The following is a 14,572-nucleotide window of genomic DNA, read 5'->3' as shown; positions in this document are numbered from 1 at the left end:
CTGAACCGCCGTGTACGGAACCGTACGCACGGTGGTGTGAGAGGACGGCGGGTGTGAACTCGCCTCCTACTCGATTTATAGGGGACTCACGTACGCGGCGCCTGCATCCTTGGCATTTCAATGCCATGTTCATGCACCCGTCGGTACAACGTCGCCCGCGAGATTCCCAGCGCGCGCGCAGCATCACCCGGTTTCCAACGATGACGCACCAGCGCGTCAAGCAGCACTTGCCGCTGCGGGCTGACCCGCTGCTGCTCGGGTGCCGGGCACTGCGCACCGCGCACGTCCAGCGGCAGGTCCTCCACCTGCAAGGTGCCGGCACTGCATACGGCACAGGCATACCGCAACACCTGCCGCAGTTGACGCAGATTACCCGGCCAGCGGTAGCTCAACAGGCACTCCAGCGCCGCCGCCCCAAGCCCCACCTGCACACCACAGGCTTTCGCCTCTTCTTCCAGCACCTGATTGATCAATACCAACAAGTCACTACGCTCGCGCAACGGCGGCAGTTCAAAACGGGCGTTGGCCAACCGATAGTACAGGTCCTCTCGAAAACTGCCCGCAGCCACCATTGCAACCAGGTCGCGGTGCGTGGCGCAGATCACCTGAATATCCACCCGCTCACGCCGTGAAGCCCCAAGAGGGGCCACTTCACCCTCAGCCAGCACCCGCAGCAAACGCGTTTGCAGACCTAGCGGCATGTCACCGATCTCGTCGAGAAACAGCGTACCGCCATCAGCCTGCTGCAGCAGCCCACGCATCCCTTTGGTCGAGGCCCCCGTGAAGGCTCCGGCGACGTAGCCGAACAACTCACTCTCGATCAGGCTCTCGGGGATTGCCGCACAGTTGAGCGCCACAAAAGGCCCTTCCGCTCGCGCACTGCGCTGATGCAACTGGCGGGCAAAAACCTCCTTGCCCGAGCCTGTCTCACCCTGGACCAGCACCGCCAGGTTGCAGTCCTTGACCCGCGTCGCCAGGCGCAAGGCTTCCGTCACTCGCGGATCGACCGCAAGCTGTCCAATTCGGGTCGCCCGCCGCACTGGCTGGCGTCGTGGCGAACTGACCCGGGCGTGTACTTCGCCACCGGCGGCAGTCCAGTTCAAACGCTGGGCCGCCTCGTCGGTCGCGGCCCGCAGGGTCTCCAGGTCGAACAACTGGCCAATGTGCTCCGGCACCTGCCCGCACTGCTCAAGCACCACCCGCCGGGCCACACTGTTGAGCGCCTGCAAGCGCCCGTCGGCATCCCAGGCCAGGAGAAAATCTGGCTGGCTGTCGACGTAGCCAGGCGCACTGTGAGCGCGCAACACCCAATGCTGTTCGGCGTTGTGCATGAAAAAGGCGTTCTCGATCTCACGCGCACTCTGGACGACCATCTGCCGGATCAAGTGCTGGCTGCGACGGTCGTCCGGCGATTGCAGCGCCGAGACATCGAGCACGCCCAACAGGGCGCCCTGAGGGTCAAATACCGGGGCAGCCGAGCAGGTCAGGCCGATGAAGGCTGCTCGAAAGTGATCGCGCTTGTGCACAGTGACCGGTGCATGACTGGTCAGTACCCCAGCCACGCCACAGGTGCCCTCCTCGCCTTCCGACCAACAGGTACCCAGGTACAGGCCCGCCTTGCGGCAGTCGTTGCGAATCGTCGACTCGACGCGGTAGTCGATGGTGCGCCCCTGGGCATCGGTCAACAGCACACAGTAGTCGGCATCACGCACCCGACCGTGCAGGCGTGCCACAGCATCACTGGCGATGCGCAGGAACAGCTCGGCGCGCTCGCGGCATTCATTCAGCGAGCTTTGCGAGAGGATACGTGGCCCTTGCAGCGAGGCCGGGTCAAGACGGTGCTGCTCCATGGAGCGGCGCCAGGAGTCGAGGATAGGCGCCGGGACCGGCGCTTGAGGCAGACGATCGGCGTTCTTCAGCACACGGCTGACGCAATCGACGTGGGCCTTGGAGTTCGCGGCAAGCATGGGGCCTCCGGTTCTCGTGTTCTTGTCGTTATGCGGCCCATTAAGCGCCCATTGCCGGCCCTCGACAAGCACTGCCTGCGCCATGGCCTCTGTGAGACGCAGCGTCTCGTCGTCTCAGCAAACAGCCCCTGCGACTGACACCCAGCGTCTTGCCGCACCGTGCCACGCGCGCGCCCAACCTCACTACAAAACCGCTCTGGAACGGCCCTTTGCGCATCGCTCAAGGCACCTTGGCACCGCGCTTGCTCTAGCCCTGACAAACAAAACCAAAGGTGTGCCCATGAGCCATCCCGTTCTCACCGTAGGCATCATCGCCAACCCGGCTTCGGGTCGCGATCTGCGCCGACTGACCGCCAACGCTGGGCTCTATTCCAGCACCGACAAGGCCTCGGCCGTGCAACGCCTGTTGGCGGCCTTTGCCGCGACAGGGGTTGACCAGGTGCTGCTGCCGCCGGACATGACCGGCATCGCCGCTGCCGTACTCAAGGCGGGCCTCGGGCCACAGGCTGCCCAGCAGCGTTGGCCACAGCTGCGCATCCTCGACATGCCGCTGCGCCAGACCGTCGAGGATACCCGCCTGGCCGCCCGCCTGATGGTCGAGCAGGGCGCCACACTCATTGCAGTGCTGGGTGGCGACGGTACCCACAAGGCAGTGGCTGCCGAGGTAGGTGACATCCCACTGCTGACGCTCTCCACCGGCACCAACAATGCTTTTCCTGAACTGCGCGAAGCCACCAGCGCAGGCCTGGCCGGTGGCCTCTATGCCAGTGGCCGGGTGCCAGCACCGGTCAGCCTGCGGCGCAACAAACGCCTGCTGGTGCGCGAACCCAACCGAGGTATCTGTGAATGGGCGCTGGTGGACGTCGCGGTGTCGCCACAACGTTTTGTCGGTGCCCGCGCCATCAGCCGCACGGAAGACCTTGCGGAAGTCTTCGTGACCTTCGCCGAACCTCATGCCATCGGCCTCTCGGCACTGTGCGGGCTGTGGTGTCCGGTACCTCGAAATGCCCCCGAGGGCGCCTGGGTACGCCTGCACCCCCACGCCGACCAGGCCCTGCTGGCACCGCTGGCACCCGGCCTGCTGCTGGGCTGCGGAGTCACCGCCGCCGGCACCCTGACACCTGGCGTGGCCCATTCACTGAGCCTTGCCAGCGGCACCCTGGCCCTGGACGGTGAACGCGAAATCGAGTTCAGCGAGCAGGACCGCCCCACCATCACCCTCGACGGCCATGGCCCGTTGAGCATCGATGTCGAAGCGGTGCTCGCCTACGCCGCCCGCCATCGCCTGTTGGCCGTTGGCCGTGAACACCCGCAACACCCTGCGAATCAACCGTGCTGAGACAACCCTGGAGAACAACAAGATGTCCACTCACCTGTCCACCGAACAACTGCTGCATGCCTATCAGGTCATGCGCACCATCCGCGCCTTTGAAGAACGCCTGCACGTGGAGTTCGCCACCGGCGAGATTCCCGGTTTCGTCCACTTGTATGCCGGCGAGGAAGCATCCGCTGCCGGAGTGATGGCGCACCTGCGCGACAGCGACTGCATCGCCTCCAACCACCGTGGTCACGGCCACTGCATTGCCAAGGGCGTCGATGTGTACGGGATGATGGCCGAGATCTACGGCAAGAAAACCGGCGTCTGCGGCGGCAAGGGCGGCTCGATGCACATCGCCGACCTGGAGAAAGGCATGCTCGGAGCAAACGGTATCGTCGGTGCAGGTGCGCCGCTGGTAGCAGGCGCGGCACTGGCGGCCAAACTCAAGGGCACCGATGACGTTGCCGTGGTGTTCTTCGGCGATGGCGGCTCCAACGAAGGCGCAGTGTTCGAGGCCATGAACCTGGCGTCGATCATGAACCTGCCCTGCATCTTCGTCGCCGAGAACAACGGTTATGCCGAAGCCACTGCGTCGAACTGGTCGGTGGCCTGCGATCACATCGCCGACCGCGCTGCCGGTTTCGGCATGCCGGGGGTGACCATCGATGGCTACGACTTCTTTGCCGTACATGAAGCTGCCGGTGCCGCCATTGCCCGCGCCCGCGCCGGGCAAGGCCCCTCACTGGTAGAGGTCAAGCTGACCCGCTACTACGGCCACTTCGAAGGTGACGCCCAGACCTACCGGGCCCCGGACGAGGTGAAAAACCTGCGAGAAACCCGCGACTGCCTCATGCAATTCCGTGAACGCACCGTGCGCGCCGGCCTGCTCAGCACCGAGCAACTGGACCAGATCGATGGCCAGGTCGAGGACCTGATCGAAGACTCGGTACGCCGCGCCAAGTCCGACCCCAAACCCGAAGCCGCCGACCTGCTCAGCGACGTGTACGTGTCCTACCCCTGAGCCACCCCAACAACAAAAATACGTGGAGAATCATCATGGCGAGAAAGATCACTTACCAGCAGGCCATCAATGAAGCACTGGCCCAGGAAATGCGTCGCGACACCAGCGTTTTCATCATTGGCGAAGACGTCGCAGGCGGTGCCGGCGCACCCGGCGCCGAGGATGCCTGGGGTGGCGTACTGGGCGTAACCAAAGGCCTGTACCCGCAATTTCCGGGGCGCGTGCTGGACGCCCCGCTGTCGGAGATCGGCTATGTCGGCGCCGCTGTCGGGGCTGCCACCCAAGGCCTGCGCCCGGTGTGCGAGTTGATGTTCGTCGATTTTGCCGGCTGCTGCCTCGACCAGATCCTCAACCAGGCGGCCAAGTTCCGCTACATGTTCGGTGGCAAGGCGGTCACCCCGCTGGTCATGCGAACCATGGTGGGTGCGGGCCTGCGCGCAGCCGCCCAGCACTCGCAAATGCTCACCTCGCTGTGGACACATATCCCCGGCCTTAAAGTGGTCTGCCCATCGTCGCCCTATGACGCCAAGGGCCTGCTGATCCAGGCGATCCGCGACAACGATCCGGTGATCTTCTGTGAACACAAACTGCTCTACAGCATGCAGGGCGAGGTGCCGGAAGAGCTCTACACCATCCCGTTCGGTGAGGCCAACTACCTGCGTGACGGCGACGACATCACCCTGGTGACCTACGGGCGCATGGTTCATCTGGCCATGGATGCCGCCGCCAGCCTGGCCCGCCAGGGCATCGATTGCGAAGTACTCGACCTGCGCACCACCAGCCCGCTGGACGAAGACAGCATTCTGGAAAGCGTGGAAAAAACCGGTCGCCTGGTAGTGATCGACGAAGCCAACCCGCGCTGTTCCATGGCCACCGACATCAGCGCGCTGGTCGCGCAAAAAGCCTTCGCCGCATTGAAAGGACCGATTGAAATGGTCACCGCACCACATACACCGGTGCCATTCTCCGATGCCCTTGAGGACCTCTATATCCCGACAGCCGCGAAGATCGAAGCCGCGGTGCACAAGGTCATGGCCGGGAGGAAGGCGGCATGAGCCAGATCCACACCCTGACCATGCCCAAATGGGGCCTGTCGATGACCGAAGGCCGGGTCGATGCCTGGCTGGTGGAAGAAGGCGCGCAAATCAACAAGGGCGACGAAGTGCTGGATGTCGAGACCGACAAGATCTCCAGCAGCGTCGAAGCCCCGTTCAGCGGGGTGTTGCGCCGACAGATCGCCCGGCCCGACGAAACCTTGCCGGTCGGTGCCCTGCTCGCGGTGGTGGTCGAAGGCGAGGCCAGCGACGCAGACATCGATCAGGTTGTGCAGCGCTTCCAGGAGGCGTTCGTCCCCGGCGGCGATAGCGAACAGGACAGCGGCCCGGCACCGCAGAAAATCGATCTGGACGGGCGCACCCTGCGCTATTTCGAACTCGGCCAGGGTGGCACGCCCCTGGTGCTGGTGCATGGCTTTGGCGGCGACCTGAACAACTGGCTGTTCAATCACCCGAGCCTGGCCGCCGAACGCCGCGTCATTGCCCTCGACCTGCCCGGTCATGGCGAGTCCGGCAAGACCTTGCAACGGGGCGATCTGGATGAGTTGAGCCAAACCGTACTGGCCCTGCTCGACCATCTGGACATCGAACGGGTGCATCTGGCCGGGCACTCCATGGGCGGCGCGGTAGCACTGAACCTGGCACGCCTGGCGCCATCCCGGGTGCACTCGTTGAGCCTGCTGGCCAGCGCAGGCCTGGGCCGGGAAATCAATGCTGATTACCTGCAAGGCTTTGTCGAGGCCAGCAACCGCAACGCACTCAAACCGCAACTGGTGCAGTTGTTCTCCGACCCCGGGCTGGTCACCCGGCAAATGCTCGAAGACATGCTCAAGTTCAAGCGCCTTGAAGGCGTAGACAGCGCGCTGCGACAACTGGCCCAAATGATCTGCGAGAACGGCCAACAACGGCATGACCTGCGTGCGGTGGTCGAGCAGCAGCCGAGCCTGCTGCTCTGGGGCGCCGAAGACGCAATCATCCCGGCCACCCATGTGGACGGTCTACCGGCACAGATCAAGATTCTCCCCGGCCAGGGGCATATGCTGCAGATGGAAGCCGCCGAAGAGGTCAACCAGTGCCTGCTGGCATTCCTTCAGGCCGTCGAGCAATCAGGGAGATAACGTCATGAACGACCTTTCCAACACCGCTAGCATGCGTGCCGCCGTCTGGCATGGCCGCCACGATATCCGCGTCGAAGACGTACCACTGCCCGCCGACCCACCGCCGGGCTGGGTTCAGATCAAAGTGGACTGGTGCGGCATCTGCGGTTCCGACCTGCACGAATACGTGGCCGGCCCGGTATTCATTCCGGTCGAAGCCCCGCACCCACTGACCGGCATCCAGGGCCAATGCATCCTGGGCCACGAGTTCTGTGGCGAAATCCTCAAGCTCGGCGACGGCGTCGAAGGCTATGCAGTCGGCGACCCGGTCGCCGCCGATGCCTGCCAGCACTGTGGCACCTGCTACTACTGCACCCACGGCCTGTACAACATCTGCGAGCGCCTGGCCTTTACCGGGCTGATGAACAACGGTGCATTCGCCGAGCGCGTCAACGTACCGGCCAACCTGCTGTACAAACTACCGGCCGGTTTCCCTCGGGAGGCCGGCGCACTGATCGAGCCCCTGGCGGTGGGCATGCATGCGGTCAAGAAAGCCGGCAACCTGCTTGGCCAGACTGTCGTCGTGGTTGGCGCCGGCACCATCGGCCTGTGCACCATCATGTGTGCCAAAGCGGCAGGCGCAGCCAAGGTGATTGCCCTGGAAATGTCGTCCGCACGCAAGGCCAAGGCCCTGGAGGTGGGCGCCAGCGTGGTGCTCGATCCGAAGGAATGCGATGCCCTGGCCGAGATCCGTGCCCTGACCAACGGCTTGGGTGCCGATGTCAGCTTCGAGTGCATCGGCAACAAGCACACCGCCAAACTGGCCATCGACACCCTCCGCAAGGCAGGCAAGTGCGTACTGGTGGGGATCTTCGAAGAACCGAGCGAGTTCAATTTCTTTGAGCTGGTCTCGACCGAGAAACAGGTCCTCGGCGCCCTGGCGTACAACGGTGAGTTTGCTGACGTCATCGCGTTCATCGCCGACGGGCGGCTGGACATTACCCCGCTGGTGACAGGGCGCATCGACCTGGAACAGATCGTCGGGCGCGGCTTTGACGAGCTGGTGAACAATAAAGAGGAAAACGTGAAGATCATCGTCTCGCCATCAAAACGCTGAATCACGCCAGCAATGTCGGTGCCTGCGCGTCTGCAGGCACCGGCCTTGCCGGTGATGCATCCCCTCTACGCCAAACCCTTCGCACTCATGTAAACTGGCGCGCTTGACGCAGCCGTTGGCTGCCCCTGTAGATTTCCCAAAGGTAAACGCCATGCCCTGGCTGCAAGTACGTCTGGCTATCAGCCCGGAACAAGCCGAAACCTATGAAGACGCCCTGCTCGAAGTCGGCGCCGTCTCCGTCACCTTCATGGATGCCGAAGACCAGCCAATTTTCGAACCGGACCTCAACACCACCCCACTGTGGTCGCACACCCACCTGCTGGCCCTGTTCGAAGCCGATGCCGAGCCCGACGCGGTGTTTGCCCACCTGCGCCTGCTGACCGGCGCCGAGCTGCCGGAGCACCACGCCGAGGTGATCGAGGATCAGGACTGGGAACGTAGCTGGATGGACAACTTCCAGCCAATGCGCTTCGGCAAGCGCCTGTGGATCGTGCCAAGCTGGCATGCCGCACCAGAGCCCGAAGCGGTCAACCTGCTGCTCGACCCGGGCCTGGCCTTCGGCACCGGTACCCACCCGACCACCGCGCTGTGCCTGGAATGGCTGGACGGCCAGGACCTGCAAGGCCGTGAAGTCCTCGACTTCGGCTGCGGCTCGGGCATCCTCGCCATCGCCGCACTGTTGCTCGGTGCGCGCCAGGCCGTCGGTACCGATATCGACGTGCAGGCCCTCGAGGCCTCCCGCGACAACGCCGGGCGCAACGGCATCGCCGATGAACGCTTCCCGCTCTACCTGCCAGAGCAGATGCCCGCCATGCAGGCCGAGGTACTGGTCGCCAATATCCTCGCCGGCCCACTGGTTTCGCTGGCGCCGCAACTCTCCAGCCTGGTTCGCCCTGGTGGTTTGCTGGCACTGTCCGGCATTCTCGCCGAGCAAGGCGCAGAAGTCGCAGCCGCCTATGCCAATGACTTCGAGCTGGACCCAATCGTCGAACGCGATGGCTGGGTGCGTATCAGTGGTCGCCGTCGCTAAGAGCACCTAGAATGGACGCTTGCACAATTCGGATCGCCGCATGACCGACAGTTTCGTCACCCAGTGCCCCCATTGCCAGACCAGTTTCCGCGTCAGCCACACTCAACTGAGTGTGGCGCGCGGTGTGGTGCGCTGCGGCAACTGTCTGCAAGTGTTCAACGCTGCCCGCCAACTGCTTGAGCAGCAGGCTGCGAACAAGGCCGCCGAAACCGAGCAGCCACCTGCGCCGCTCAGCGCGCCGGCGGCAAATCCGCCAGCCCCGGCGATCAGCCAACGGGAATGGCGCGCGGCCGAACTGGACCTCGACCACCTTGACCTCGATGAAGAGCTGGCGCGCCTGGAACAGCGCGAAATCCAGCCCATCACCGAGCTCAAGGGGCCAGCACGACGTGATACCGGCCTCAGCGCCAGCCGCGACGGTGATGAACCGCCACTGGCCGACGACCTGTTCGGCAACCCGGCAGACGAGCCACCCGTAGCCGCGGAGGAAGCGTCTCATCCCCCCGTGATAGACAATGAGCCGGTAGACCACGAACCGGCTCAGGGGGAACGCACAGAACCCTCCCTGTCGCTCGACTCAAACGACTTCGATGACGAGCCACGCCGCGCGCATGGCGCCGACGACGATGAGCCCGACCTGCCGGGTGACCGTCTGTCGGCACACGACACCCTGCATGCTGATGATGAAGCACCAGCGGTCGAACAGGAACGTCAGGAACCCGCGTTGGGGGCAGTGTCCGGTCGACCCGCGCGCAAGGAGCCATTGCTTGACCTGGTAGACGACCCTTTGCAGCTCGATTGGCAAAAGCCACGCAGCTCGTGGGGCCGTCGCCTGCTCTGGAGCCTGTTGATCCTGCTGGCCGCCTCAGGCCTCGCCGCCCAGTACATTGCGTACCACTTCGATGAACTGGCTCGCCAGGATCAGTACCGCCCGTGGTTCCAGCAACTGTGCCCGCAATTGGGCTGCAACGTGCCGTCAAAAGTCGATATCGCTCGAATAAAGAGCAGCAACCTGGTGGTCCGCAGCCACCCGGATTTCACTGGCGCACTGATCGTCGACGCGATCATCTACAACCGTGCTCCCTTCTCCCAGCCGTTTCCCCTGCTGGAACTGCGCTTCGCCGACCTCAATGGCCAGTTGATTGCCAGTCGCCGCTTCAAGCCGGCCGAATACCTCAGTGGCGAATTGGCGGGCAAGGGGGAAATGCCCAGCCAGACGCCTATTCACATCGCACTGGACATCCTCGATCCGGGGCCAAAGGCCGTCAATTACAGCCTGAGTTTCCGCTCGCCCGAGTAATTCCGGGCTCCGGCGCCATATTCGTGGCGCCTGCCGAGCCCTCGTAACCGGTCGGAATAAGCTCATAGCTGTTCAGATTTTATCCAAATCGACCTTTATCCAGTCATCGAGAGCGGGTATCATGCGATCCCTTTTTCGAACTCCAATGATCCGGCCCCACAACAGGGAACTCCTATGTCGGCGGTACGCATCGGCCCCTACACACTGCAGAATGCCTTGATCCTCGCGCCGATGGCCGGGGTGACGGACCAGCCTTTTCGTCAGCTTTGCCGACGCATGGGCGCGGGGCTTGTTGTCTCGGAAATGGTCAGCAGCGACATGAGCCTGTGGAACAGCCGCAAGTCGCGTCTGCGCATGATCCACGAAGGTGATCCCGAGCCACGCTCGGTACAGATCGCCGGTGGTGATGCGCAGATGCTGGCGGCGGCGGCCCGGGCCAACGTGGAATTTGGCGCCCAGATCATTGATATCAATATGGGTTGCCCGGCAAAAAAAGTCTGCAACAAAGCCGCAGGCTCTGCTTTATTGAAAGATGAAGCCTTGGTCAGTGAAATCCTCCATGCGGTAGTTGCCGCGGTGGACGTACCTGTCACCCTGAAGATCCGCACGGGCTGGGACCGTGCAAACAAGAACGGCCTGACCGTGGCGAAAATCGCCGAGCAGGCCGGCATCCAGGCGCTGGCGGTCCATGGACGCACCCGCGCCGACCTGTATACCGGCGAAGCCGAATACGACACCATCGCGGCGATCAAGCAGGCGGTGTCGATACCGGTTTTTGCCAACGGCGATATCACCTCGCCAGAGAAGGCCCGTGTGGTGCTGAACGCCACTGGAGCCGACGGCCTGTTGATCGGCCGGGCAGCCCAAGGGCGGCCATGGATCTTTCGCGAGATCGAGCATTACCTGCGCACCGGTGAAACCTTGCCGGCACCGCAGTTGGATGAAGTGGAACGAATTCTGCTGGAGCACCTGGCCGCGCTGCACGCCTTCTATGGCGATGTGATGGGCGTACGCATTGCCCGCAAGCATGTCGGCTGGTATCTGGCAACGCTGCCGGGCGCCAAGGAGTTTCGCGCCCAGTTCAATCGTTTGGACGATACGCAAGCGCAGTGCGCCCACGTTCACGCCTTTTTCCGTGAACGTGAACAAAGCCTTGAGACAGAGGACGGACAAGGGGTGGCCGCATGACGATGATGACCGAGACTTTAGTGAGTGGAACAACGCCCGTGAGCGACAACGTCAACCTGAAACAGCACCTCAACACCCCGAGCGAAGAGGGCCAGACCCTTCGCGGGAGCGTGGAGAAGGCGCTGCACAACTACTTCGCGCACCTCGAGGGTGCTGCCGTCACGGACGTGTACAACCTAGTGCTCTCGGAAGTCGAAGCGCCGTTGCTCGAAAGCGTGATGAACTACGTCAAGGGCAACCAGACCAAAGCCAGTGAACTGCTCGGGCTCAACCGTGGCACGCTGCGCAAGAAACTCAAGCAGTACGACCTGCTCTAAGCATGAATCCAAACCAGAAAAGGCGGCTCCCATTCGATGAGGTCGCCTTTTTTGCTGAAACCACCGCGTTATGGAATCTGAAATGACCGACCAGACCACCCGCCTGCCGATCCGCCGCGCCTTGATCAGCGTTTCCGACAAGACCGGGATCCTTGAATTCGCCCGCGAACTGGAACAACTCGGTGTCGAGATCCTGTCCACCGGCGGCACCTTCAAGCTGCTCCGGGACAACGGCGTTGCTGCAGTCGAAGTCGCCGACTACACCGGCTTCGCTGAAATGATGGACGGCCGGGTCAAGACCCTGCACCCGAAAATCCACGGCGGTATCCTCGGTCGTCGCGGTACCGACGATGCGATCATGGAACAGCACGGGATCAAGCCGATCGATCTGGTCGCGGTCAACCTCTACCCCTTCGAAGCCACCATCACCAAGCCAGGCTGCGACCTGCCGACCGCTATCGAGAACATCGACATCGGCGGCCCGACCATGGTGCGTTCGGCGGCCAAGAACCACAAAGACGTCGCCATCGTGGTTAACGCCAGCGATTACGCCAGCGTCCTGGAAAACCTCAAGGCCGGCGGCCTGACCTACGCTCAGCGTTTCGACCTGATGCTCAAGGCCTTCGAGCACACCGCAGCCTACGACGGCATGATTGCCAACTACATGGGCACCATCAACCAGTCGGCGCAAACCCTGACCACCGAAGGCCGCAGCGAATTCCCGCGCACCTTCAACAGCCAGTTCGTCAAAGCCCAGGAAATGCGCTACGGCGAGAATCCGCACCAGAGCGCGGCGTTCTACGTTGAAGCCAAGCCAGCCGAAGCCAGCATCTCGACGGCCGTACAGCTGCAAGGCAAAGAGCTGTCGTACAACAACGTGGCCGACACCGACGCCGCGCTGGAGTGCGTGAAGAGCTTCGTCAAGCCGGCCTGCGTCATCGTCAAGCACGCCAACCCATGCGGCGTGGCTGTCAGCCCTGAGGGCGGCATTCGCCAGGCCTACGAGCTGGCCTACGCCACCGACACCGAGTCGGCCTTCGGCGGCATCATCGCCTTCAACCGCGAACTGGACGGCGAAACCGCCAAAGCCATCGTCGAGCGTCAGTTCGTCGAAGTGATCATCGCCCCAAGCGTCAGCGACGAAGCCCGCGCTGTGGTTGCAGCCAAAGCCAACGTGCGCCTGCTGACCTGCGGCGAATGGCCTGCCGAGCGTGCTGCCGCCTGGGACTACAAGCGCGTCAACGGCGGCCTGCTGGTGCAGAGCCGCGACAATGGCATGATCTCGGCCAACGACCTGAAAGTCGTGACCAAGCGCGCGCCGACCGAACAGGAAATCAACGACCTGATCTTCGCCTGGAAAGTCGCCAAGTTCGTCAAGTCCAACGCGATCGTCTACGCCAAGAACCGTCAGACCATCGGTGTTGGCGCAGGCCAGATGAGCCGCGTCAACTCCGCGCGCATTGCTGCGATCAAAGCTGAGCACGCCGGCCTGCAGGTGCAGGGCGCGGTCATGGCCTCGGACGCGTTCTTCCCGTTCCGTGACGGCATCGATAATGCAGCTAAAGTGGGTATCACTGCCGTGATCCAGCCAGGCGGCTCGATGCGCGATGCAGAAGTCATTGCTGCCGCTGACGAAGCCGGCATTGCAATGGTCTTCACCGGCATGCGCCACTTCCGCCACTAAGCGCTCAGGCGCCGGCGTTGTCAGCGATACAGGCCGCGTCAGTCCCCAGGACTGCAACGCGCCCATCGCCACAACGCTGGCTCCCGCAGTTTCCAGAATTAGCGTCATCGAGGTTTTGACATGAAGGTTTTGATTATTGGCAGCGGCGGTCGTGAACACGCCCTGGCCTGGAAAGTTGCCCAGGACCCACGCGTCGAGAAAGTCTTCGTCGCCCCAGGCAACGCCGGTACCGCTACCGAAGCCAAGTGCGAGAACGTCGCCATCGACGTCACCGCGCTGGAGCAGTTGGCTGACTTCGCCGAGAAGAACGTCACCCTGACCATCGTCGGCCCGGAAGGCCCGCTGGTCGCTGGCGTCGTCGATCTGTTCCGCAGCCGTGGTCTGGACTGCTTCGGCCCAACCAAGGGTGCCGCCCAACTGGAAGGCTCCAAGGCGTTCACCAAGGACTTCCTGGCACGCCACAAGATTCCGACCGCCGATTACCAGAACTTCACTGAAATCGAACCGGCACTGGCCTACCTGCGCGAAAAAGGCGCACCGATCGTGATCAAGGCCGACGGCCTGGCCGCGGGCAAAGGCGTGATCGTTGCCATGACCCTGGCAGAAGCCGAAGACGCCGTACGCGACATGCTCGCCGGCAACGCCTTCGGTGAAGCCGGTTCGCGCGTAGTGATCGAGGAATTCCTCGATGGCGAAGAAGCCAGCTTCATCGTCATGGTCGACGGCAATAATGTGCTGCCGATGGCCACCAGCCAGGACCACAAGCGCGTCGGCGACGGCGATACCGGCCCGAACACCGGCGGCATGGGTGCCTACTCGCCAGCACCGGTCGTAACCGCCGAGGTGCATCAGCGGGTCATGGATCAGGTGATCTGGCCGACCGTTCGCGGCATGGCCGAGGAAGGCAATGTCTACACGGGCTTCCTCTATGCCGGTCTGATGATCGACAAAGCGGGCAACCCGAAGGTCATCGAGTTCAACTGCCGTTTCGGCGACCCGGAGACCCAGCCCGTCATGCTGCGCCTGGAGTCGAGCCTGGTGCTGCTGATCGAAGCCGCATTCGCCAAGGCGCTGGACAAGGTCGAAGCACAGTGGAACCCGCAGCCAAGCCTGGGCGTGGTCTTGGCAGCTGGCGGCTACCCGGGCGACTACACCAAAGGTGCACCGATCCACGGCCTGGACGCTGCTGCCCAACTGACCGGCAAGGTGTTCCACGCGGGTACCGCACTCAAGGATGGCGCAATCGTCGCCACCGGCGGTCGTGTACTCTGTGCCACAGCACTGGGCGAAACCGTTGAAGCCGCACAGCAGCAAGCGTACCGCCTGGCCCGTGAAATCAGCTGGGAAGGCAGCTTCTACCGCAACGACATTGGCTACCGTGCCATTGCCCGTGAGCGCGGTGAACATCAGCAGTAAAACGAGACCACGGGTACGCCTGGCGTACCCGACCAGACGACAAGGCCCCGCGCGGGCCTTGC

Annotated in this window: 12 protein-coding genes; 11 read left to right on the top strand and 1 reads right to left on the bottom strand. The window is 63.2% G+C overall.

Features of this window, described 5'->3' with window-relative positions:
* Window positions 1–86 precede the first annotated feature (86 nt).
* On the bottom strand, window positions 87–1,967 hold the full coding sequence (locus CYD26_RS08745) for a sigma-54-dependent Fis family transcriptional regulator (protein WP_102052380.1): 1,881 nt from the start codon (window positions 1,965–1,967) through the stop codon (window positions 87–89).
* A gap of 280 nt (window positions 1,968–2,247) precedes the next feature.
* Here CYD26_RS08745 and CYD26_RS08740 point away from each other — a divergent pair, with 280 nt between their 5' ends.
* The 11 genes from CYD26_RS08740 (at window position 2,248) to purD (ending at window position 14,510) form a co-directional block, all read left to right on the top strand.
* On the top strand, window positions 2,248–3,306 hold the full coding sequence (locus tag CYD26_RS08740) for an ATP-NAD kinase family protein (protein ID WP_065757948.1): 1,059 nt from the start codon (window positions 2,248–2,250) through the stop codon (window positions 3,304–3,306).
* A gap of 22 nt (window positions 3,307–3,328) precedes the next feature.
* Complete coding sequence (locus CYD26_RS08735; RefSeq protein WP_065757977.1) at window positions 3,329–4,306, top strand: thiamine pyrophosphate-dependent dehydrogenase E1 component subunit alpha; 978 nt, start codon at window positions 3,329–3,331, stop codon at window positions 4,304–4,306.
* A gap of 35 nt (window positions 4,307–4,341) precedes the next feature.
* Window positions 4,342–5,361: an alpha-ketoacid dehydrogenase subunit beta gene (locus CYD26_RS08730; protein WP_065757947.1), complete on the top strand. Its 1,020-nt coding sequence runs from the start codon at window positions 4,342–4,344 to the stop codon at window positions 5,359–5,361.
* Entirely contained in the window at window positions 5,358–6,479 is a 1,122-nt protein-coding gene (locus tag CYD26_RS08725) for an acetoin dehydrogenase dihydrolipoyllysine-residue acetyltransferase subunit (protein ID WP_102052379.1), read from the top strand. Before CYD26_RS08730 ends, CYD26_RS08725 begins: the two co-directional genes overlap by 4 nt.
* A gap of 31 nt (window positions 6,480–6,510) precedes the next feature.
* Window positions 6,511–7,575, top strand: coding sequence for a 2,3-butanediol dehydrogenase (locus tag CYD26_RS08720; RefSeq protein WP_245704297.1), 1,065 nt, complete (start codon window positions 6,511–6,513; stop codon window positions 7,573–7,575).
* Between the two features lie 151 nt (window positions 7,576–7,726).
* Window positions 7,727–8,605 (top strand): 50S ribosomal protein L11 methyltransferase, encoded by an 879-nt coding sequence (gene prmA / locus CYD26_RS08715; protein WP_099773437.1) that lies wholly within the window; start codon window positions 7,727–7,729, stop codon window positions 8,603–8,605.
* A 40-nt stretch (window positions 8,606–8,645) separates the two neighbouring features.
* Window positions 8,646–9,905: a DUF3426 domain-containing protein gene (locus CYD26_RS08710; RefSeq protein ID WP_099773436.1), complete on the top strand. Its 1,260-nt coding sequence runs from the start codon at window positions 8,646–8,648 to the stop codon at window positions 9,903–9,905.
* 174 nt (window positions 9,906–10,079) lie between these two features.
* Window positions 10,080–11,093: a tRNA dihydrouridine synthase DusB gene (gene dusB / locus CYD26_RS08700; protein ID WP_065757942.1), complete on the top strand. Its 1,014-nt coding sequence runs from the start codon at window positions 10,080–10,082 to the stop codon at window positions 11,091–11,093.
* On the top strand, window positions 11,090–11,410 hold the full coding sequence (gene fis, locus CYD26_RS08695; protein ID WP_003186237.1) for a DNA-binding transcriptional regulator Fis: 321 nt from the start codon (window positions 11,090–11,092) through the stop codon (window positions 11,408–11,410). The genes dusB and fis overlap by 4 nt, the downstream gene beginning before the upstream one ends.
* 82 nt (window positions 11,411–11,492) lie before the next feature.
* Entirely contained in the window at window positions 11,493–13,094 is a 1,602-nt protein-coding gene (purH, locus tag CYD26_RS08690; protein WP_065757941.1) for a bifunctional phosphoribosylaminoimidazolecarboxamide formyltransferase/IMP cyclohydrolase, read from the top strand.
* Between the two features lie 120 nt (window positions 13,095–13,214).
* Window positions 13,215–14,510: a phosphoribosylamine--glycine ligase gene (gene purD / locus CYD26_RS08685; protein WP_065757940.1), complete on the top strand. Its 1,296-nt coding sequence runs from the start codon at window positions 13,215–13,217 to the stop codon at window positions 14,508–14,510.
* Window positions 14,511–14,572: the final 62 nt, after the last annotated feature.

It is taken from the genome of Pseudomonas sp. FFUP_PS_473, assembly GCF_002858665.1.
GTDB classification, from domain to species: Bacteria; Pseudomonadota; Gammaproteobacteria; order Pseudomonadales; family Pseudomonadaceae; genus Aquipseudomonas; species Aquipseudomonas defluvii.
Note: the sequence above shows the minus strand (reverse complement) of the source record. Positions and strands in the feature narration are given on the sequence as shown.

Excerpts from the sequence above, each read along its gene's own strand:
- CYD26_RS08745 (WP_102052380.1), bottom strand. The coding sequence starts at position 1,967 with ATGCTTGCCGCGAACTCCAAGGCCCACGTCGATTGCGTCAGCCGTGTG.
- CYD26_RS08740 (WP_065757948.1), top strand. The coding sequence starts at position 2,248 with ATGAGCCATCCCGTTCTCACCGTAGGCATCATCGCCAACCCGGCTTCG.
- CYD26_RS08735 (WP_065757977.1), top strand. The coding sequence starts at position 3,329 with ATGTCCACTCACCTGTCCACCGAACAACTGCTGCATGCCTATCAGGTC.
- CYD26_RS08730 (WP_065757947.1), top strand. The coding sequence starts at position 4,342 with ATGGCGAGAAAGATCACTTACCAGCAGGCCATCAATGAAGCACTGGCC.
- CYD26_RS08725 (WP_102052379.1), top strand. The coding sequence starts at position 5,358 with ATGAGCCAGATCCACACCCTGACCATGCCCAAATGGGGCCTGTCGATG.
- CYD26_RS08720 (WP_245704297.1), top strand. The coding sequence starts at position 6,511 with ATGCGTGCCGCCGTCTGGCATGGCCGCCACGATATCCGCGTCGAAGAC.
- prmA (WP_099773437.1), top strand. The coding sequence starts at position 7,727 with ATGCCCTGGCTGCAAGTACGTCTGGCTATCAGCCCGGAACAAGCCGAA.
- CYD26_RS08710 (WP_099773436.1), top strand. The coding sequence starts at position 8,646 with ATGACCGACAGTTTCGTCACCCAGTGCCCCCATTGCCAGACCAGTTTC.
- dusB (WP_065757942.1), top strand. The coding sequence starts at position 10,080 with ATGTCGGCGGTACGCATCGGCCCCTACACACTGCAGAATGCCTTGATC.
- fis (WP_003186237.1), top strand. The coding sequence starts at position 11,090 with ATGACGATGATGACCGAGACTTTAGTGAGTGGAACAACGCCCGTGAGC.
- purH (WP_065757941.1), top strand. The coding sequence starts at position 11,493 with ATGACCGACCAGACCACCCGCCTGCCGATCCGCCGCGCCTTGATCAGC.
- purD (WP_065757940.1), top strand. The coding sequence starts at position 13,215 with ATGAAGGTTTTGATTATTGGCAGCGGCGGTCGTGAACACGCCCTGGCC.